Raw genomic sequence first — 19,820 nt, 5'->3', positions numbered from 1 at the left:
ACAAGAAGAACCCGGATCACGTGCCCCCTCCAAAATCGCGTGCACCGGTGCTGCGTTATGAGCACGTCACTATTACCCGCGATCCGCGGCGCCAAGGTGGGCGAATCCAGCCATTGCCGGTGGCGCGGGGGTGCGAGAGGGCGTACGGGAACCCCTGCGCACGCCGTTGCGAAAGGGGAACAAGTGAACTAGTGACGGGTGGGGCGGAGCGGCCCGCCGGGCCGGTGCGCAGGTGGGCGGCGGCGGGCGGGCGGAACCGTCCGCTCAGGTCGGCGGCGGTCCCCTCCGCCGGGAGCGCTCTCGCCGGGCCGTCCGCCCGCGTGTCGCGTCGCGCGTCCGCCGCCGCACGGGCGGGCGCGCCCCGCACCGGCGCGCGCCGGTCCCCGGGCGGGCGCCGCGCCCCCCGAGCGGCCGAGCACCCCTTCAGCGACCCTGCGCGCCCGCGGTTTCCGGCCAGGTGAGCGGGATCAGTCGGCACACCGTCTCGATGTCTATCTTGACCTGGGCGATGGACGCCCTCCCGGAGAGCCAGGTGATCAGCGCCGAGTGCCAGGTGTGCTCGATGACCCGCACCGCCGAGAGCTGCTCCGCCGTCGGCGGCCCGGTCAGGCCCATCGCGTCCAGCACGATCGCGGTGGTCAGCCGGCTGACGGTGTCCACCTCCGCGCTCACCGAGCGGTCGGCGAAGGTCAGCGCGCGCACCATCGCGTCGGCGAGGTGCGGCTCGCGCTGGAGCGCCCGGAAGGCGCGCATCAGCGTCTCGGCCACCCGCGCGGCCGGGTCCGCCCCGGCGGGCGGGCGCTTGCGCAACTGCTCGTGCATGTGCTGGAGCTGGTCCTGCATGGTGGCGACCAGCAGGTGCACCTTGGAGGGGAAGTAGCGGTACAGCGTGCCGAGCGCCACCCCGGAGACCTCGGCGACCTCCCGCATCTGCACCGCGTCGAAGCCGCCCCGGCTGGCGAGCTGCGCGCTGGCGTGCAGGATCCGGCGGCGGCGCGCCTCCTGGCGTTCCGTCAGCGGCAGGGAGCCCGGCTTGGCGTATGCGGTCATCTCTTCCACCTCGGGACGGTCGGTCCCCGGTCGGTGCGGCACGGTGAGCATGATGGCAGGGGACGCGAGGTGGCGGCACCATACTCTGCAACCGGTTCTAGATTACAGACGCCTTCCGACCCCCGGACGGCCCCCGGCCCGGCCCCCGGGCGCCGGGCGTGGCACGAATCACCTGTCCCGGGGGCGGCATGGCGGGCCCGTGCGGGTATCTTCTGAAGCTGCTCCTCCACCGCGCTCCGCGCACGGACACTGAAACCCGTTCTACGGTGTCCCGCGTACGCCGGAGCGTTCACCGCGCGGCCGGCGCCCCGCGCGAACCACCGGCGGCCCGCCGCGCGGCCACCGCGGAACCGGGGGCGCGGCAAACCGGACGGCAGTGATGAAGACGGCAGGCAGAAGGGGGCCGGGCAGTGACCGCTGAGGCCGCGCGGGCCATCGGGCCCGAGACCGTGCGACGCCCCGGCGACGGGCCGCTGCGGATCGCGCTGCTGTCCTACAAGGGCAACCCCTTCTGCGGCGGGCAGGGCGTCTACGTGCGTCACCTCTCCCGGGAGCTGTCCCGCCTCGGCCACCACGTCGAGGTCATCGGCGCCCAGCCCTACCCGGTGCTCGACGAGGACGCCGCGGGCCCCGGCCGGCTGAGCCTCACCGAGCTGCCCAGCCTCGACCTGTACCGGCAGCCCGACCCGTTCCGCGTGCCCAAGCGGGGCGAGTACCGCGACGCCGTGGACGTGCTCGAGGTCGCCATCATGCTCAGCGCGGGCTTCCCCGAGCCGCTCACCTTCAGCCTGCGGGCCCGCCGCCACCTCGCCGCGCGGCGCGGCGCGTTCGACGTCGTCCACGACAACCAGACCCTCGGCTACGGCCTGCTCGACCTGCCCCGCCTCGGCTTCCCCCTGGTCACCACCATCCACCACCCGATCACCGTGGACCGCCGGGTGGAGCTGGAGGCCGCCGCGGACTGGCGGCGGCGCGCCTCCGTGCGCCGCTGGTACGGCTTCACCCGCATGCAGAAGCGGGTCGCCAGGAGGCTGCCGAGCGTGCTCACCGTCTCCGGCTCCTCCCGCCAGGAGATCGTGGACCACCTCGGCGTCCGCCCCGACCGGGTGCACGTGGTGCCCATAGGCGCCGACACCCGCCTGTTCTCGCCCGACCCCTCCGTGGCCGAGGTGCCGGGACGCATCGTCACCACCTCCAGCGCCGACGTGCCGCTCAAGGGCCTGGTCCACCTGGTCGAGGCCCTGGCGAAGGTGCGCACCGAGCGGTCCGACGCCCACCTCGTCGTCGTCGGCAAGCGCCCGGAGCAGGGCCCGGTGGCCGCCGCCGTGGAGCGGTACGGCCTGGCGGGCGCGGTCACGTTCGTGAAGGGCATCAGCGACGAGGAGCTGGTGGACCTGCTGCGCGGCGCCGAGGTGGCGTGCGTGCCCTCCCTGTACGAGGGGTTCTCGCTGCCCGCCGCCGAGGCCATGGCCACCGGGACCCCGCTGGTGGCCACCACCGGCGGCGCCATCCCCGAGGTCGCGGGGCCCGACGGCGACACGTGCCTGGCCGTGCCGCCCGGCGACGCGGGCGCGCTGGCCGCCGCCCTGCTGCGCCTGCTCGGCGACGCCTCCCTGCGCTCCCGGCTCGGTGCCGCGGGCCGGGCCCGCGTCCTGGAGCGCTTCACCTGGGAGCGGGCGGCGCAGGGCACCGTCGAACGCTACCGCGAGGCCATCGCCACCGCGCCCCGGCGCGGGTGAGCCGCGTGGCAGGGCACCCCACCCGACCGGATGAAAGCAGAGCGCAGTGCTGACCGTGGACTTCTCCCGCTTCCCGCTCGCCCCCGGCGACCGGGTGCTCGACCTCGGCTGCGGCGCGGGCCGCCACGCCTTCGAGTGCTACCGGCGCGGCGCGCACGTCGTCGCCCTGGACCGCAACGGGGACGAGATACGCGAGGTCGCCCGCTGGTTCGCCGCGATGGACGAGGCGGGCGAGCCCCCGGCGGGCGCCACCGCCACCGCCGTGGAGGGCGACGCGCTGGCGCTGCCGTTCCCCGACGAGAGCTTCGACCGGGTGATCGTCTCCGAGGTGATGGAGCACATCCCCGACGACAAGGGCGTCCTCGCCGAGATGGTGCGGGTGCTGCGGCCCGGCGGGCTGCTCGCCGTCACCGTGCCCCGCTGGCTGCCCGAGAAGATCTGCTGGCTGCTGTCGGACGCCTACCACGAGGTCGAGGGCGGCCACATCCGCATCTACCGCGGCCACGAACTCGAGGAGCGCGTCCGCGAGGCGGGCCTGACCCCCTACGGCAGCCACCACGCGCACGCCCTGCACTCCCCGTACTGGTGGATCAAGTGCGCGGTCGGCGTGGACAACGACGCGGCGCTGCCCGTGAAGGCGTACCACAAGCTGCTGGTCTGGGACATCGTCAAGCGCCCGCTGGCCACCCGCCTCGCCGAGCAGGCCCTCAACCCCCTGATCGGCAAGAGCTACGTCGTCTACGCCGCCAAACCGCACACCCCGGCGCTTGCGAGCGGCCGGTGACCACCCCCAACCGCCGCCGAGGCGGGCCCCGCGGACCCGAGGGCGGCCCCTGGCACGCCCCCCACCTGGAGCTGCCCGGCGTGCTCACCGCGGAGCAGGCCGCCGCCACCGTGCGCGGCATCGCCGCGGTCCAGCGCCCCGACGGCGCCATACCGTGGTTCCCCGGCGGCCACCTCGACCCGTGGGACCACGTGGAGGCCGCGATGGCGCTCGACGTGGCCGGCGAGCACGCCCGCGCCGCGGCCGCCTACCGGTGGCTGGCCGCCAACCAGAACGGCGACGGCTCCTGGTACGCCGCCTACACCGAGGGGGAGCCCACCGACCTGGGCCGCGAGGCCAACTTCTGCGCCTATGTCGCGGTCGGCCTGTGGCACCACTACCTGTCCACCGGCGACGACGCGTTCCTGGACCGGATGTGGCCCACCCTGTACGCCGCGGTCGAGTTCGTCCTCGGCCTCCAGGCGCCCGGCGGCCAGATCGGCTGGCGCCGCGACCCGGACGGCACCGCGAGCGGCGACGCGCTGCTCACCGGCTGCTCCAGCGTCTACCAGGCGCTGCGCTGCGCCCTCGCGGTGGCCGAGCACCGCGAGGAGCCGCAGCCGGACTGGGAGCTGGCCACCGGGCGGCTCGGCCACGCCGTGCTGGGCCACCCCGAGCGGTTCCTGGACAAGGACCGCTTCTCCATGGACTGGTACTACCCGGTGCTCGGCACGGCGCTGCGCGGCGAGGCCGCCCGGCGCAGGATCGACGACCGGTGGGACGACTTCGTGGTGCCCGGGCTCGGGGTGCGGTGCGTGTCGGACCGGCCGTGGGTCACCGGCGGGGAGAGCGCGGAGCTCGCCCTGGCCCTGTGGGCGATCGGGGAGTCCGACCGGGCGGTGGACATCCTCAAGTGGATCCAGCACCTGCGGGCCGAGGACGGGATGTACTGGACCGGGTACGTCTTCGAGGACGACGCGATCTGGCCCGAGGAGCGCACCTCCTGGACGGCTGGCGCGCTGCTGCTGGCGGTGGCGGCACTGGGAGGAGACAGCGCCACCACCGCGGTCTTCGGGGGCGAGGAGCTGCCGGTCGGGCTGGCTCCCGGGGCCACGGGCTGCGAGTCGGAGGGGTGCCGCTGAGCGGCTGCCGCGCCCGGCGCCGTCAGACGCGCGCCCGGTGGCGGCCGTGGACGCGTTCGAGGCGGGCCGCGAGCGCGTGGCCGATCAGCAGGTACACCACGGCGGGCAGGCCGTAGTTCAGGGTGACCCTGATCCAGTCGGTGTCCATCGTGAACAGGTCGTGGGACCAACCGGCGAGCCAGCGCGCGCTGTCGCGCACGAACTCCACCAGGTCGTTCGCCCGGTTGGCGTCCAGCAGGTACATCACGATCCACAGGGCCAGGATCGCGGCCGCTATGTCCGCGACCAGCCGGACCACCACCGCTGCCGGGTTTGCCGCGTATCTGGTACTCATGTGGGACGGATTGCCGGGCTTGCCCCGCCCAAACCCGTGGTCATGAAAAGCCGTCACGGCCCGCCGGTGCCCACCAGGTCCGCCAGCGCCCGCAGCGTCCCGGGGTCGGGGGAGGTGACCAGCAGGTCCGTCACCGGCCCCGCCGCCCAGTCCGCCAGCCTCCGCGCGATCCGCTCCTTCGGGCCCACCAGCGAGATCTCGTCGGCGAACTCCTCGGGCACCAGCTCCACCGCCTCCGCCCTGCGCCCCCGCGCGAACAGCTCCTGGATCCGCCGGGCCTGCGCCTCGTACCCCATCCGCGCCATCAGGTCGGCGTGGAAGTTCCGGCCGCGGGCGCCCATCCCGCCGATGTAGAAGCCCAGGGTGGCCTTGACCGGGGCGAGGCCCTCGGCCACGTCCGCGCACACCCGGGCGTGCACCAGCGGCGCCACCATGAAGCCCTCCGGCGCCACCGCCAGCGAGGGGGCGTGCACGCCGGTGCGGTACGGCGACCAGTACAGCGGCAGCCACCCGTCGGCGATCCGCGCGGTCTGGGCGACGTTCCTCGGGCCCTCGGCGCCGAGCAGGACGGGCAGGCCGGGGCGGAGCGGGTGGGTGATGGACTTCAGCGGCCGGCCGAGCCCGGTGCCGTCCGCGCCCCGGTACGGCAGGGCGTGGTAGTCGCCGTCCAGCCGGACCGGCGCCCGGCGGCCCAGCACCTGCCGCACCACCTCCACGTACTCGCGGGTCGCGGTCAGCGGGCTCTTCGGGAACGGGCGCCCGTACCAGCCCTCGACGACCTGCGGCCCGGACAGGCCGAGCCCGAGCAGCACCCGGCCGCCCGAAAGGTGGTCCAGGGTCAGGGCGTGCATCGCGGTGGCGGCCGGGGCCCGGGCGGCCATCTGCGCCACGGCGGTGCCCAGGCGGATGCGGGTGGTGTGGGCGGCGATCCAGGTCAGCGGGGTGAACGCGTCCGACCCCCACGCCTCGGCGGTCCACACCGAGTGGTACCCCAGCCGCTCCGCCTCACGGACCAGCTCCACCACCCCCGGGGCGGGCCCCCGCCCCCAGTACCCGAGCGCGAGACCGAGCCGCATGACCGCTCCTTCCCGGCGCGCCCGGGCGCGGGACCGCCGAGGGGACGGGGGCCTCAGCCGGCCCCGGGGGAGTACCTGACGAACCGTCAACAATCCGCGACTGTACGCCCGCCCGCCCGGGACGGGAAGGACCCCGCGGGGCGGGGCCGCCGGGGCCCGGGTGCCGGTGCGGCCCCCCGGCAGCGCGAAGCCCCGGCCGGATCCGTGGATCCGACCGGGGCTCGTGGTGCGCGCACAGGGCCTCGCGGCCCCGGGCGTCAGCCGCGCTGAATGCCCGAGGTGTCCTGGAGGACGCCGCGGCGGCCGTCCTGGGTCTGGGCGACGAGGGCCGGGCCGCGCTGGTCCACCGCCAGGTACCACACGCCGGGGGTGAGCTCGGCCATCGGGGCGCCGGAGCCGTCCTCGGAGAACAGCGGGCGGGCGGCCGGGACGGCGAACCAGAACGGGGTGAAGTCCGGGGCCGGGGCACCCTGCTGCGGGCCGGGCGCGGGCGCCGGAGCCGGGGCGGGCGCCGGGGCCTGCTGGCCGAAGGGGGCGCCGCCGCTGGTCGGGCCGGGGTAGCCGTACCCGCCCGGCTGCTGCGGCTGGCCCGGCTGGGGCTGGCCCGGGTACCCGTACCCGCCGGGCTGCTGCATCCCCGGCTGGCCCATCCCCGGCTGGCCCACGCCCGGCTGGCCCGCGCCCGGCATGCCCATGCCCGGGTGCTGCGGGCGCGGCCCGGGCACCAGGGGGGCCTTCAGCGCGGGCATCTGCGCCGCGAGCACCGCGCACACGCCGAGCGCGAGGCCGAACAGCAGGGTGAGGTAGGCGCCGATGCCGAGCTCGACGTTCTCGTCCACGCCCTGCGCCTCCAGCACGCCGAAGACGTCGAGGCCGCTGCCGAAGATGGACCAGATCGAGGCCCAGGCGACGAACACCGACAGGGCGATGCCCCACTGGTCGAAGCCGAGGCCCGCGAACTTGCGGCCCGCGGGCATGGAGCGGCCGACCAGCAGCAGCACGACCGCGATCAGCGCGGCCAGGTGCACCGCCCCGACCAGCGGCATCGCCGCCGCGTTCCACGCGTTGGCGGAGCACTCGACGCCGCCCCTGTCCTCGCAGTCGCCGTCGACGCTGAAGAACGGCAAGAACGAGGCGATGAGCAGCAGGAGCGCGGCACCGATGACCGCGCCGTCTCCTCTTGTGAGGGAGCGGATGTTCACTGAGAGTCCTTAGTGCTTCTTGGTGTCGTCGTCGCTGTCGCCGGTTCTTCGGGCGCAATGGAGCACCATGGTACGGGTGTGCTCCGTTCGCCGCGCCAGGGGTGCGGCAGCGGTCGTGGGGAGATCGTCAAGAATTCGTGAGCAGGAACGCGGAGATGCCCTCCGCTATCCCTTTGGCGGCGAGTTGTCGCCCCGAGGCGCTGCCGAGCACGGCCGCGTCCGCGGAATTCCGCATGTTGCCGCATTCGATGAACACTTTGGGAACTCGGGAAAGGTTCAGGCCGCCCAGGTCGTCCCGGACCGTCACCGCCGCGCCACCGCCCAGATAGTTGGCGGGCGGCAGCGCGGTGGCCTGTCCGAAGTGTCGTTTCAGCGCGGTGCCGAGCCGCCGCGACGGCCCGGCGATCGCCGTGGTGTCGGCCTTCCCGGTCCGCACGGACGCGGGCAGGATGACGTGAAAGCCGCGGCTGCCCGGCGCGGTGTGGCCGTCCGCGTGGATGGACACCACCGCGTCCGCGTGCGCCTCGTTGCCGATCCGGGCCCGCTCGTCCACGCAGGGGCCGAAGTCGCGGTCGCCGTCGTGGGTGAGCCGCACCGTGGCGCCCTGGGCCCGCAGCAGGGTGCGCACCCGGCGGGCGACGTCCATGGTGAACGCCGCCTCGCTGTAGCCGTCGTTCGTGGCGGTGCCCGTGGTGTCGCACTCCTTGCGGTGCGTGCCCGCGTCCACCGGGCGGTTGATCTCCCGGAGGTGGTCGCGGTTGCCGGTGTTGTGGCCGGGGTCGATGACGACGACGGTACCCGCGAGGGGCCGCCCGCCGCGCCCGTCCTCCTCCCCTCCGTCCGGCGCCCCCGCGCCGCCGTTCCCGGAGTCCCGGGACGGCGGGTCCTGGTCCGGATCGGGTGATTCCATTCCTTCTCCGGCCCTTCCCCCGTTGTTCTCCGCGCCCTCGGCCTGCCCGGTATTCCCCTGCGGCTTCGGCCGTGCCGTGGACGACGCGGCGCTGGGAGCGGAGGGGCCGGGAATGGGGCCCGCCGCCGGTTCTCCGGAACCGCCGAACGGCCGCCCCAGCAACCAGCCCGCGCAGCCGGACACCAGCAGCACGGCGAGCACGACCGCCAAGGCGCGGCGGCGCGGCTCAGAGGTCATTCGCCGACCTCGCCTCCAGGCCGTGTTCCTCGGCGACCGGATTCCACAGTTCCACAAAGGATTTCTTCGCGTCGGTCGCCTTGGCGCTGCTGTCCACCCCGCGATCGTAGTGGGCGTCGCGCGGGGCCCCGTCGGCGGCACACCCCCGCTCCGCCACGGCCCGCGCCCAGTCGGCGAACGCGCGGTCGGCGTCGGCGGAGTGCTCCCAGGCGCGGCTCAACTGCCCGGTGGCCCGCTGCCCGCCGGGCAGCTCGTCCACGTCCAGTCGCGCCAGCCTGCGCACGAGGTCGTCGCGGCGGTCGGCGGCGGAGGTGAGGTCGTCCGCGGCGTCGGACACCTCGCCGGTGGAGGTGCAGGCGTCCACGGTGCTGACGGCGTCGACGACGGTCTGCCGGTCGGCGGCGCTCTCGCCCAGCAGCTCGTCCACGGCCTCCGCCTGGGTGCGGGCCGGGTCCGCGGACCCGCTGGGCGAGGCGCCGGAGGCGTCCGGGGAGGCGGCGCCGGAGGCGGAGGCGTCCCGCTCGCGCTGTTCGACGTTGCCCTCGTCGCCCTGCTCGGAGGCGGGCGCGGACGGCGCGGCCCGCTCCCCGCCGTCGTCCGAGCCGGTCAGCGCGGCGGCGCCGAACCCGATGCCCACGCCGAGCACCACCACGCCCGCCACCGCGGCGATCGCCCGGCGCCCGGCGAGTCCGCGGCGCCGGGGCTCGTCCGGGTCGGGACGGGACCAGGTGGGCAGGTCGGTGCGCGGGGGCGGGCCCGGCGGCGGCGGGGGCGGCGGGGGCGGAGGGGCCGACGGCGGGGGAGGCGGCGGAGGAGGGGCCGACGGCGGGGTGGCCGGTGGCGGTGGGGCGGCCGGGGACGGGGTGGGCGGTGGCGGGGTGGGTGCCGCGGCCGGGCCGGCGGCGGGCCGCCGGGGCGCGCCGCCCACGGGCGGCCAGGCGGGGGCGGCGTGCCCCTGCGGGTCGTCCCGCTCCTCCCGCGCGCCCTCCCGCCCGCTCGGCTCGTCCTGCCCGCTCGGCTCGTCCCGCGGCTCCCCCTGCCCGTCCGGCTCCTCCCGCCCCGGCAGCGGCCGGGTCCACCCCTGCGCCTCGTGCTTGGGCACCCACGCGCCCGCGCCGCCGTTGGCGGTCGGATCCCACACGGCGGGCGCCCAGGTGTCGCGCTCGTCTCCCATGACCGAAGTCCCCCCGGTTGCCTGTGCGTCGCGGACGATTGTCCAGCAGCGGCCACCGCGGCGCACGGCGGTCGGCGCTGTGACGATACGTCAGTCCCCGGCCGGGTCAGTCCTCTTCCGCCGGGCGGCGGAGCACCCGCAGCGACCCCGTGGCCGACACCTCGGTGAACCCGCCCTCCTCCAGCGCCCGGCGGTGGATCCGGTGGGGCGCCTGGCCGCCGTCGGCCGGGTCGGGGAACACGTCGTGGATCACCAGCAGCCCGCCGGGGGCCAGGTGCGGCGTCCAGCCCTCGTAGTCGGCGGTGGCGTGCTCGTCGGTGTGCCCGCCGTCCACGAACACCAGGCCCACCGGCCGCCCCCACACCGCCGCCACCCGCGGGGACCGCCCCACGACCGCGATCACGTGCTCCTCGAGGCCGGCCCGGTGCAGGGTGCGGCGGAAGGCGGGCAGCGTGTCCATCAGGCCCACCTCGGGATCGACCAGCGACGGGTCGTGGTACTCCCAGCCGGGCTGCTGCTCCTCCGAGCCGCGGTGGTGGTCCACGGTGACGGCGACGGTCCCGGCGTCCCGCGCGGCGGCGGCGAGCAGGATCGTGGACCGCCCGCAGTAGGTGCCGACCTCCAGCAGGGGCAGCCCGGACCGCGCGGCCTCGACCGCGGCGGCGTACAGGGCGAGCCCCTCGTCCTCGGGCATGAACCCGGCCGCCTCGCGGAAGGCGGTGAGCACGTCGGAGGGCGGCACGGGGGTGGTGGTGTGCGGCGTGCGGGTCATCGCGCCATGGTGCAGCATGCCCGGACGGGGCCGGCCGCGGGGGGTGGACGACGGCCCGCGGGCACGTCCGCGGCCACCCGGAGCTGACACCCTGTCAGCTCTTCCCACCGCCGCCGCCGTGCGTTATACAAGGGGGGCGTCGACTGGAACACGTTCTATCGCGCTCCTCGCCCCTCGTTCACGGCACCAAGCAGGAGAGGAAGACGATGCCGATCGACGTCGCCAAGGCCCTCGCCGCAGAACCCCGGCGCAGCGACCTCGCCTGGGACCACAAGGACGTCCAGCTCTACCACCTGGGCATCGGCGCGGGCACCCCGGCCACCGACCCCGGGGAGCTGCGCTACACCCTGGAGGGCCGGCTGCACGTCCTGCCCGGCTTCGCCACCGTCGCGGGCGGCGCCCTGGCCGCCGCCGGGGGCCTGTCCAGCCCCGGCGTCGAGGTGGACCTCGCGGCCGTCCTGCACGGCGGGCAGCGTCTGACGCTGTACCGGCCGATCCCGGCGGCCGGCACCGCGGTGCAGACCTCCCGCATCACCGCCGTCCACGACAAGGGCAAGGCCGCGGTGATCGTGCTGCGCTCGGAGGTCGCCGACGACGACGGGCCGCTGTGGGCCGCGGACACCGAGATCTTCGTGCGCGGCGAGGGCGGCTTCGGCGGCGAGCGCGGACCGTCGGACCGGCTGCCCGCGCCCGCGACCGAGCCCGACCGCGTCGTGGAGGTGCCCACCCGCGAGGACCAGGCGCTGCTGTACCGCCTGTCCGGCGACTGGAACCCGCTGCACGCCGACCCGGAGTTCGCCCGCCGCGCCGGCTTCGACCGGCCCATCCTGCACGGCCTGTGCTCCTACGGCATCGCCCTGAAGGCCGTGGTGGACCGGATGCTCGACGGCGAGCCGGCCCGGGTGCGCCGGTACTCGGCCCGGTTCGCCGGGGTGTTCTTCCCCGGCGAGACGATGCGGCTGCGCCTGTGGGCCCGCCCGAACGGCGTCCGGTTGACCGCCACCGCGGCGGACCGCGACGACGCCCCCGTCCTGACCGACGCGCTCGTCGAGCACGACTGACGGCGCCCCCGCGCCGAGCCCGCACCACCGCCCGCCACTCCCCGGACCGCGAACCACCCGCGAACCCACACCGAAGGGGACCCGAATGCGCGCAGCCATCCTCCAGGAGATCGGCCAGGACAAGCTCGAGGTACGCGACGACGTGGAGGCGGCGGGCTTCGGCCCGGGCAAGGTGCGGGTGCGGGTGCGCGCCACCGGCCTGTGCCACTCCGACGTCTCCGCCATGACCGGGGTGCTGCCGCAGCCCGCGCCGTTCGTGCCGGGCCACGAGGGCGCGGGCGTCGTCGCCGAGGTGGGCGACGGCGTCACCGGGCTCGCCCCGGGCGACCGCGTCGTGCTGTGCTGGCTGCCGCCGTGCGGGTCCTGCGCCGCCTGCCGCCGCGGCGAGGGCCACCTGTGCCTGGCCTGGTTCGCCCACGCGGGGACGGCGAACTTCCGCTTCGCCGGGGGCGGCGAGGTGTTCGGCATGGCCGGCACCGGCACCTTCGCCGAGGAGACGGTGGTGCCCGCCGACTGCGCGGTGCCGCTCCCCGACGACGTGCCGTTCGACATCGCCGCCCTCATCGGCTGCGGCGTCAGCACGGGCCTGGGCGCCGCCCTGAACACCGCCCGGGTCGAGCCGGGCTCCTCGGTGGCCGTGCTCGGCTGCGGCGGGGTGGGGCTGAGCGTGATCCAGGGCGCGCGGGTGGCGGGCGCCGCCGAGATCGTCGCCGTGGACCCGGTGCCGTTCCGCCGCGAGTCGGCGCTGCGCTTCGGCGCGACCGACGCCGTGCCGCCCGACGGCCTGGCCGACGCCCGGCGGAGGGTCACCGGCGACGAGGGCTTCGACTACGTCTTCGAGGTGGTGGGCAGGTCCGCGACGGCGCGCACCGCCTACGAGGCCACCCGGCGCGGCGGCACCCTGTGCGTGGTCGGCGCGGGCGCCATGGACGACCACGTCTCCTTCAACATGTTCGAGCTGTTCTTCGACGAGAAGCGGATCCTGCCGTCCCTGTACGGCGGCGGCGACGTGCGGCGCTCCTTCGAGCGGGCGATCAGGCTGTGGCGGGCGGGGCGGGTGGACCTCGCCGGGCTGATCACGCACCGGGTGCGCCTGGAGGAGGTCAACGACGCGGTGGCGCAGATGCGCACCGGCGAGGCCCTGCGCACCTGCGTCACCCTGTGAGGGGGGAGCGGCCGTGGCTGTGAACCGGGCGCCGCGGAACGGGGCCCCGCAGGACGGGGCCCCGCAGGACGGGGTCTCGCAGGACGGGGTCTCGCGGAGCGGTGTGTCGCTGAGCGGCAGGACCGCCGTGGTCACCGGCGCCGGGCGGGGCCTGGGCCGCGCCGAGGCCCTCCAACTCGCCGCGCTCGGCGCGAACGTCGTCGTCAACGACCTGCCGGGGCGGGACGCGGACCCGGCGCGGGACACCGCCGAGGAGATCACCGCGCGGGGCGGCTCGGCTCTCGTCCACCACGGCGACATCGGCGACCTGGAGTGCGCGCGGGAACTCGTCGGGCTGGCCGTGCGCGCCTTCGGGCGACTGGACGTGCTGGTCAACAACGCCGGGATCCTGCGCGACCGGATGGTGTTCTCCATGACCGCCGAGGAGTGGGACGCGGTGATCCGGGTCCATCTGCGCGGCCACTTCGCCACCACCCGCTTCGCCGCCGCCCACTGGCGCGAGCGGGCCAAGGCGGAGGGCCGCCCGGTGTACGGGCGGATCGTCAACACCTCCTCCGAGGCGTTCCTGGCCGGCTCGGCGGGCCAGCCCAACTACGCCGCGGCCAAGGGCGGCATCGTCGGCCTGACCACCAGCACCGCCGCCGCGCTCGCCAGGTACGGGGTGCGCTGCAACGCCATCTGCCCGCGCGCCCGCACCCGGATGACCGAGGAGGTGTTCGCGTCCGTCGCCGTCCCCGGCTCCGGGCCGGACCCGCTGGCGCCCGAGCACGTCTCCCCGCTGGTCGGCTATCTGGCCTCTCCGGCGGCCGACGGGGTCAACGGGCAGGTGTTCGTGGTGCACGGCGGCATGGTCGCGGTGGTGGACCGGCCGCGGGTGGCGGCGCGGTTCGACACGGCGGGGGAGGTCTTCACGGCCGGCGAGCTGGACGGGCTGCTCACCCCGTACTTCGCGGGCCCCGGTGCGGGCAGCGGCTTCGCGGCGCCCGAGGTGCTGCGGCTGGCCCGGGGCTGAGCCGGCCGGAGAAGCCGTCCGGCGGCGGCCCGTCCCCCGGGGCCGCCGCCGGACACACGCCCGCGCGTGACCGCTTCCGCGGATCACTGGGCCGTCGCGGGCTCCTGCGCCGGGGTCGGGCGGCGGTGGCGGCCGTGCCCGATCTCGTGGGGGGACGCGCCCGCGTCGTCGGCCGCCGGACCGCGGTGCCTGCCGTTCCCGGCGCCGGCTGCCGCCTCCGCCGTGCGGATGTCGGTGGTGTCGGTACGGGCTTCGGACATGAAGGTCTCTCCGTGGATTGCGTACGGCTGTCTTCAGGTGCGGGCGGGACGGAAAGCATCCTGTGCCGTGCCCTGCGGCAAGCGCCGAACACCCGCAGATCACAAGGGCAACGGGCACCCCGGGGTGGCGCGTTCGCTGTCGCGTGGCGCCCGGTTGGGAGTTTATCGGCGTGATGATCCGTCCGATATAACACCCTGGCACTTGAGTCACCTGAGCCTCTTTCGTTACAGCCGCGAGATCTTGTGGCAGGGGGCGGGGCGGGGGCGTTGGAGGTGGGGCCGGTCCTCCGGAGGCCAGGGGGCTCCGCCCCCTGCACCCCCACCGGGGCTGCCGCCCCGGACCCCGCCGGGTGTGGGCGACGGAGGGCTTCCGTCGGGAGGGCGGGGGCTCCGCCCTTTGGGCTTTTGCCGGGGCTGCCGCCCCGGGCCCCGCGGGTGCGGGTTACGGAGGGCTTCCGCTGGGAGGGCGGGGGCTCCGCCTTTTGGGCTTTTGCCGGGGCTGTTGCCTCGGGCCCGCCGGGTGTGGGTGGTGGAGGGCGGCGCTTCACCCAGACCCCCACCGGTGTTCCCGCTCCCGGCCCCGCGAGGGGCGGGGGCGCAACGCCCCACCGGGGCCCGGAGCGGAGCCCCGGTGGGGGTGCAGGGGGCGAAGCCCCCTGGCCTCCGGAGGAACACCTCTCACCCAGCCCGACCCCGACCCCGCGGAGGGGGTGGGGCGGGGCGCAATCCTCCACCGGGCCCGGGGCGGAGTCCTGGTGGGGGTGCAGGGGGCGAAGCCCCTTGGCCTCCGGAGGAACATCCCCTCACCGAGCCCGCCGGACCCCGGGCCGCAACCCTCCACCGGGGCCCGGGGCGGAGCCCCGGTGGAGGGCTGGGGGGCGGAGCCCTCTGCCCCCGGAGGACTGCCCCCTCACGGTCTCGGGCGTCCCCGCCACGCGAGGCGGACGCCGGCGCTGAAGCGGCCCGCGGCGCCGGAGCCGCCGGGGAGGGTGGCGTGCTGGAGGGGGACGGGGCGGTGCATCTGGGGGATCGCCGTGGCGGACCCCGGCGCCGCGGGTTCGTGGCGCCGCACCACCGTCACCACGCCCGAGGAGCACTCCGGCCCCGCGTACGGCAGCCGCAGGCCGTCCGCCGACCAGTGCCCGGCGCCGACCAGCCAGCCCCGGGGAGCGGCCAGGGGCTCGATGCGCCGCGGGCCCGGGCGCCACACCGCGATCCGCGCCCCGTGCGGGCCCGCCGTCCACACCGCCACCCCGCACTCGTCCGGGGTGAGCGCCGCGCCGGGCTCCAGGGCGAACGGGGTGACGGCGGGCCCGCCGGGCCGGGTCACGCACTCGGGGAACCGCAGCGGCCGCCCGCTGCCGAGGATGCCCCAGCCGACCCGGTCGGCGCCGGGCGCGTCGCTGCGGACGACGACCAGCCCGCTGTCCGGGTCGGCGAGCAGCAGCCGGTCGTTGCTGTCCGGGGTGATCTCCAGCAGGGGGCTGGCCCGCCCGCTGTCCAGGTCGAGCGCCACGGTCTTCACCCGCCCGCCGGACAGCGCGTCCAGGGCGAGCATCCGCCCCTCCCGGTCCAGCCAGACCCCGCCCAGGTGCCGTCCGGCCAGCTCGGCGACCCGGCGCGGGCCCCGCCCCTCGGTGGAGACCAGCCACACCGTGGTGACGCCCCGCGCGCACCCCAGGGCCAGCGCGACCGCGCCCCACGGCCACCGGTGGCCCGGGGGCAGCGGCACCAGCCTGACGTCGTCCACCTGGAGCTGCCCCAGCGGCAGCTCGGCCGTTCCGGCGCGCGGCCCCCGCGGGGCCTCCCGGGTGGGGTACAGCAGCGTGGGCCGGAACCCCCGCTCGCCGCGGCGGCAGATCAGCACCCGGCCGTCGGGCAGCGGCAGCAGCGGGCTGCCGGGCCGCTCCGGGGCCCGGCCGGGCAGCCGGACCGTGTAGGGCTCGGGGCTGTCCAGCGTCCACCGCTCCGGGATCCAGGCGCCGTCGGGCCCACGGACCAGGCAGGCGGCGTACGAGCCGTCCGCCGCGCACGTGAACCCCAGTCGCTGGGGGAGCGCGCGTGGGACGACGCGCGGCACCGTCCGCGCGGCAAGCTGGGCAGGAGCGTCACAGACCGTCATATCGGGTCACCTCCGCGCACTGACGGTAGTTTCGCCTTCGCGGTGGAACGGGGTCGGATGTGTTGGTTCACCTATAAGGGTGGGAAATCATCGCATTGGGTGCGATGTCCGTTGCTGAGGCGTTCGCGCACGCGCGGGCGCCGCGGCGGGCGCCCCTCGCCGCGGCTGCGTGTCCGGCGCCGTCGCACGGTAGCCTTCGACCCGTGCCCAAACTGTCCGAAGTCATCGCCGAGCTCGACGCCCTGTGGCCGCGGGAGCGGGCCGAGCAGTGGGACGCCGTGGGCCTGGTCTGCGGGGACCCGGACGCCGAGGTCTCCCGGGTGCTGTTCGCCGTGGATCCCGTGCGGGAGGTCGCCGAGGAGGCGGTCCGCCTGGGCGCCGACCTGCTGGTGACGCACCACCCCCTGTATCTGCGGGGCACCACCACGGTGGCGGCCGACTCCTTCAAGGGCCGGGTGGTGCACACCCTGATCCGGGCCGGGGTCGCCCTGCACGTCGCCCACACCAACGCCGACACCGCCGACCCCGGCGTGTCCGACGCCCTCGCCGGCGCCCTGGGCCTGCGGGTGCTCGCCCCGCTGGTGCCCGACCCCGCGGACCCGTCCGGCCGCCGCGGCCTGGGCCGGGTCTGCGAGCCGCCCGAGCCGACCACCCTCGCCGCGTTCGCCGAGCTCGCCGCGCGGTGCCTGCCGCACACCGCCGCGGGCATCCGGGTGGCCGGCGACCCCGCCATGCCGCTGCGCACCGTCGCGGTCAGCGGCGGCTCCGGCGACAGCCTCTTCGAGCAGGTCCGGGCCGCGGGTGTGGACGCGTTCCTCACCGCGGACCTGCGCCACCACCCGGCCTCCGAGGCCCGGCAGGCCGCGCCGCTGGCCCTGGTGGACGCCGCGCACTGGGCCACCGAGTGGCCGTGGTGCGAGCAGGCCGCCGCCCAGCTCGACGCGGTGTCCGACCGCCACGGGTGGGATCTGCGCACGCACGTCTCCCACCTGGTCACCGACCCGTGGACCGCGCACGCGGCCGCCCGGCCCGCCGACATAGACCCGTCCCTCCCCGACCGCCCAGGAGCCCCACGCTGAACGCCGCGCCCGCCGACCAGATCCGCCTCCTCGACCTCCAGGGCCTCGACTCCCGCCTGGACCAGTTGGCGTACAAGCGCAACAACCTGCCCGAGCACGCCGAGGTCGAACGGCTCACCGGCGAGCTGGCCCAACTGCGCGATCTGCTGGTCGCGGCGCAGACCGAGGAGAGCGACACCGCCCGCGAGCAGACCAAGGCGGAGCAGGACGTGGACCAGGTGCGGGCCCGCGCCGTCCGCGACCAGCAGCGCCTGGACTCCGGCGCCGTCACCTCCCCCAAGGACCTGGAGAACCTCCAGCGGGAGATCGTCTCCCTGGCCAGGCGCCAGTCCGACCTGGAGGACATCGTCCTGGAGGTCATGGAGCGCCGGGAGTCCGCGCAGGCCCGCGCCGCCGAGCTGGCCGAGCGGGTGCGGGGCCTGGAGAGCGGGATCGCCGAGGTGGAGGCCCGCCGCGACGTCGCGCTGAAGGACATCGACGCCGAGACCGCCTCCCTCACCAGGGAGCGCGGCGTCGTCTCCGCGGCGATCCCCGCCGACCTGCTGAAGCTGTACGAGAAGCTGCGCGCCGCGTCCGGCGGCATCGGCGCCGCCCGGCTGTACCAGCGCCGCTGCGAGGGCTGCCGCCTGGAGCTCGGCGTCACCGACGTGAACGACATCAAGGCGGCCGCCCCCGACACCGTGGTGCGGTGCGAGAACTGCCGCCGCATCCTGGTCCGCACCGCGGAGTCCGGCCTGTAATGCGCGCCCTCCTCGTCGAGGCCGACGGCGGCTCCCGCGGCAACCCTGGTCCCGCCGGCTACGGGGCCGTGGTGCGGGACGCCGTCACCGGGGAACTGCTGGCGGAGACCGCCGAGTACATCGGCGTGGCCACCAACAACGTGGCCGAGTACCGGGGGCTGGTGGCCGGGCTGCGCGCCGCCCACGCCATCGACCCGGACGCCCGGGTCCAGGTGCGGATGGACTCCAAGCTCGTGGTGGAGCAGATGTCGGGGCGCTGGAAGATCAAGCACCCCGACATGCGCCCGCTGGCCGCCGAGGCCAAGGCGGTGTTCCCCGCGGGCCGGGTCACCTACTCGTGGATCCCCCGGGAGAAGAACTCCGCCGCGGACCGGCTCGCGAACGAGGCCATGGACGCGGGCAAGGCCGGACGGCAGTGGGAGCCCCGGGCGGCCCGCGCCGTCCTGACCGAGCCCACCGGCGACCCCACCGCCCCGGCGGAGCCCGCGCCCGCGGCCTCCGCCGGGCTGTGGGTGCCCGACCCGGACCTGGGCACCCCGACCACGTTCGTGCTGCTCCGCCACGGCGAGACGGCGCTCACGCCGGAGAAGCGGTTCTCCGGCAGCGGCGGCAGCGACCCGGAGCTGTCCGACAAGGGCCGCTGGCAGGCGGAGCGGGCCGCGGCGGCGTTCGCCTCGCGCGGCACCGTCCAGGCCGTGGTGACCTCGCCGCTGGCCCGCTGCCGCCAGACCGCGCGGGCCGTCGCCGACCGCCTCGGCCTGGAGCCCCGCGTGGACGAGGGCCTGCGCGAGACGGACTTCGGCGCGTGGGAGGGGCTGACGTTCGCCGAGGCGAAGGAGCGGCACCCCGCCGAGCTCGACGCCTGGCTGAGGTCGCCGAAGGCCGCGCCGCCCGGCGGGGAGAGCTTCGCCGCCGTCACCCGCCGGGTCGGCCTGTCCCGCGACAAGCTGCTGGCCCGGTACGCGGGGCGCACCGTGCTTGTGGTCAGCCATGTCACGCCGATCAAGGTGCTGGTCCGCCTGGCGCTGGGCGCCGGGCCGGAGTCCCTGTTCCGCATGGAGCTGTCCCCGGCGTCCGTGTGCGCGATCCGCTACTACGCGGACGGCAACACCTCACTGCGGCTGTTCAACGACACCTCGCATCTGCGTTGACGGGGTGAGGGCGGCGGCCTGGGCCGCCAGCTCCCGCACCCGCGCCCAGTCGCGGGCGGCGACCGCGTCGGCGGGCACCATCCAGGTCCCGCCGACGCATCCGACGTTGGGCAGCGCCAGGTACCCGGGCGCCTGCCGCGGGCCGATCCCCCCGGTGGGGCAGAACCGGGCGCGGGGCAGCGGCGAGGCCAGCGACCGCAGATAGGGGACGCCGCCCGCCGCCTCGGCCGGGAAGAACTTCATCTCCTCCACCCCGCGCTCCAGCAGCGCCAGCACCTCCGACGCGGTGGACACCCCCGGCAGGAACGGCAGCCCCGACTCCCGCATGGCCGACAGCAGCCGCTCGGTCCACCCCGGGCTGACCAGGAAGGACGCCCCCGCCCCCACGGCCGCCTCCACCTGCTCCGGCGCCACCACCGTCCCCACCCCCACCACGGCGCCCGGCACCTCAGCGACGACGGCCCGCACCGCGTCCAGCGCCACCGGGGTGCGCAGCGTCACCTCCACGGCGGGCAGCCCTCCCGCCACCAGCGCCCTGGCCAACGGCACGGCCTCCCCGGCGTCCTCGATCACGACCACGGGCAGCACACGGGCCAGCCCCAGAACGGAACCCATACCCACCATCCTGCCGGTCCGCTCGCGCGGTGCGCAACGCGCGTTGCGCAGGATGCAATGCGAAGGGGGGTGGGTGATCCTCTGGAGGCCAGGGGGCTCCGCCCCCTGAACCCCCGCCGGGGCTGCGCCCCGGACCCCGCCGGACTGCGCCTCGGGTCCCGTCGGGTGGGCTGGGGAAGGGAGCCGGGAAGCCGGCGGGCTGCGCCCCGGACCCCT

The 19,820-nt window shown here is 76.1% G+C and carries 19 protein-coding genes; 9 read left to right on the top strand and 10 right to left on the bottom strand.

Annotated elements, in window-relative coordinates; translation table 11 throughout:
• Positions 1-423: 423 nt before the first annotated feature.
• Positions 424-1,050 (bottom strand): TetR family transcriptional regulator, encoded by a 627-nt coding sequence (locus ACYVO2_RS17930; protein ID WP_461008852.1) that lies wholly within the window; start codon positions 1,048-1,050, stop codon positions 424-426.
• 410 nt (positions 1,051-1,460) lie between these two features.
• On the opposite strand from ACYVO2_RS17930, the gene ACYVO2_RS17925 reads away from it, so the two are divergent.
• From ACYVO2_RS17925 to ACYVO2_RS17915, 3 genes are read left to right on the top strand one after another with little or no spacing between them, the layout of a single operon-like run.
• A complete protein-coding gene (locus ACYVO2_RS17925) occupies positions 1,461-2,789 on the top strand; it encodes a glycosyltransferase family 4 protein (protein WP_461008851.1) in 1,329 nt (442 codons plus the stop codon).
• Positions 2,790-2,835: 46 nt separating this feature from the next.
• Positions 2,836-3,573: a class I SAM-dependent methyltransferase gene (locus tag ACYVO2_RS17920; protein WP_461008850.1), complete on the top strand. Its 738-nt coding sequence runs from the start codon at positions 2,836-2,838 to the stop codon at positions 3,571-3,573.
• The gene (locus ACYVO2_RS17915; RefSeq protein ID WP_461008849.1) at positions 3,570-4,694 is read left to right on the top strand and encodes a prenyltransferase; all 1,125 of its coding nucleotides are present in this window, start codon (positions 3,570-3,572) and stop codon (positions 4,692-4,694) included. The genes ACYVO2_RS17920 and ACYVO2_RS17915 overlap by 4 nt, the downstream gene beginning before the upstream one ends.
• A 22-nt stretch (positions 4,695-4,716) precedes the next feature.
• Here ACYVO2_RS17915 and ACYVO2_RS17910 read toward each other — a convergent pair whose 3' ends face one another.
• From ACYVO2_RS17910 to ACYVO2_RS17885, 6 genes are all read right to left on the bottom strand, one after another.
• A complete protein-coding gene (locus ACYVO2_RS17910; RefSeq protein WP_461008848.1) occupies positions 4,717-5,028 on the bottom strand; it encodes a hypothetical protein in 312 nt (103 codons plus the stop codon).
• Between the two features lie 53 nt (positions 5,029-5,081).
• A complete protein-coding gene (locus ACYVO2_RS17905; protein ID WP_461008847.1) occupies positions 5,082-6,104 on the bottom strand; it encodes an LLM class F420-dependent oxidoreductase in 1,023 nt (340 codons plus the stop codon).
• Positions 6,105-6,361: 257 nt separating this feature from the next.
• Positions 6,362-7,306: a hypothetical protein gene (locus ACYVO2_RS17900; RefSeq protein WP_461008846.1), complete on the bottom strand. Its 945-nt coding sequence runs from the start codon at positions 7,304-7,306 to the stop codon at positions 6,362-6,364.
• A 127-nt stretch (positions 7,307-7,433) separates the two neighbouring features.
• Positions 7,434-8,453, bottom strand: coding sequence for an N-acetylmuramoyl-L-alanine amidase (locus tag ACYVO2_RS17895; protein ID WP_461008845.1), 1,020 nt, complete (start codon positions 8,451-8,453; stop codon positions 7,434-7,436).
• The gene (locus tag ACYVO2_RS17890) at positions 8,443-9,627 is read right to left on the bottom strand and encodes a hypothetical protein (protein ID WP_461008844.1); all 1,185 of its coding nucleotides are present in this window, start codon (positions 9,625-9,627) and stop codon (positions 8,443-8,445) included. The genes ACYVO2_RS17895 and ACYVO2_RS17890 overlap by 11 nt, the downstream gene beginning before the upstream one ends.
• A 106-nt stretch (positions 9,628-9,733) precedes the next feature.
• Positions 9,734-10,399: a class I SAM-dependent methyltransferase gene (locus ACYVO2_RS17885; RefSeq protein WP_461008843.1), complete on the bottom strand. Its 666-nt coding sequence runs from the start codon at positions 10,397-10,399 to the stop codon at positions 9,734-9,736.
• 206 nt (positions 10,400-10,605) lie between these two features.
• Between ACYVO2_RS17885 and ACYVO2_RS17880 the strand changes: the two genes are divergently transcribed.
• The 3 genes from ACYVO2_RS17880 to ACYVO2_RS17870 all read left to right on the top strand — a co-directional run bounded on the left by ACYVO2_RS17880 (position 10,606) and on the right by ACYVO2_RS17870 (position 13,637).
• Positions 10,606-11,460: a MaoC/PaaZ C-terminal domain-containing protein gene (locus tag ACYVO2_RS17880; protein ID WP_461008842.1), complete on the top strand. Its 855-nt coding sequence runs from the start codon at positions 10,606-10,608 to the stop codon at positions 11,458-11,460.
• Positions 11,461-11,545: 85 nt separating this feature from the next.
• Positions 11,546-12,625: a Zn-dependent alcohol dehydrogenase gene (locus tag ACYVO2_RS17875; protein WP_461008841.1), complete on the top strand. Its 1,080-nt coding sequence runs from the start codon at positions 11,546-11,548 to the stop codon at positions 12,623-12,625.
• 103 nt (positions 12,626-12,728) lie between these two features.
• Positions 12,729-13,637, top strand: a complete 909-nt coding sequence (locus ACYVO2_RS17870) for a 3-oxoacyl-ACP reductase (protein ID WP_461008929.1) — start codon at positions 12,729-12,731, stop codon at positions 13,635-13,637.
• 83 nt (positions 13,638-13,720) lie between these two features.
• On the opposite strand, the gene ACYVO2_RS17865 is transcribed toward ACYVO2_RS17870, so the two are convergent.
• Both ACYVO2_RS17865 and ACYVO2_RS17860 read right to left on the bottom strand, forming a co-directional pair.
• A complete protein-coding gene (locus ACYVO2_RS17865) occupies positions 13,721-13,897 on the bottom strand; it encodes a hypothetical protein (RefSeq protein WP_461008840.1) in 177 nt (58 codons plus the stop codon).
• A gap of 910 nt (positions 13,898-14,807) precedes the next feature.
• Positions 14,808-16,019: a hypothetical protein gene (locus ACYVO2_RS17860; protein ID WP_461008839.1), complete on the bottom strand. Its 1,212-nt coding sequence runs from the start codon at positions 16,017-16,019 to the stop codon at positions 14,808-14,810.
• A gap of 203 nt (positions 16,020-16,222) precedes the next feature.
• Here ACYVO2_RS17860 and ACYVO2_RS17855 point away from each other — a divergent pair, with 203 nt between their 5' ends.
• From ACYVO2_RS17855 to ACYVO2_RS17845, 3 genes are read left to right on the top strand one after another with little or no spacing between them, the layout of a single operon-like run.
• Complete coding sequence (locus ACYVO2_RS17855; RefSeq protein ID WP_461008838.1) at positions 16,223-17,098, top strand: Nif3-like dinuclear metal center hexameric protein; 876 nt, start codon at positions 16,223-16,225, stop codon at positions 17,096-17,098.
• Entirely contained in the window at positions 17,095-17,838 is a 744-nt protein-coding gene (locus tag ACYVO2_RS17850; RefSeq protein WP_461008928.1) for a zinc ribbon domain-containing protein, read from the top strand. The genes ACYVO2_RS17855 and ACYVO2_RS17850 overlap by 4 nt, the downstream gene beginning before the upstream one ends.
• Positions 17,838-18,989 carry a bifunctional RNase H/acid phosphatase gene (locus tag ACYVO2_RS17845; protein WP_461008837.1) on the top strand — a complete coding sequence of 384 codons (1,152 nt, stop codon included), beginning with the start codon at positions 17,838-17,840 and terminating at the stop codon, positions 18,987-18,989. The genes ACYVO2_RS17850 and ACYVO2_RS17845 overlap by 1 nt, the downstream gene beginning before the upstream one ends.
• On the opposite strand, the gene eda is transcribed toward ACYVO2_RS17845, so the two are convergent.
• Positions 18,951-19,604 (bottom strand): bifunctional 4-hydroxy-2-oxoglutarate aldolase/2-dehydro-3-deoxy-phosphogluconate aldolase, encoded by a 654-nt coding sequence (gene eda / locus ACYVO2_RS17840; RefSeq protein ID WP_461008836.1) that lies wholly within the window; start codon positions 19,602-19,604, stop codon positions 18,951-18,953. The two genes, ACYVO2_RS17845 and eda, sit on opposite strands and share 39 nt — an antisense overlap.
• Between the last annotated feature and the right edge of the window lie 216 nt (positions 19,605-19,820).

This window comes from Streptomyces capparidis, assembly GCF_054782095.1.
Note: the sequence above shows the minus strand (reverse complement) of the source record. Positions and strands in the feature narration are given on the sequence as shown.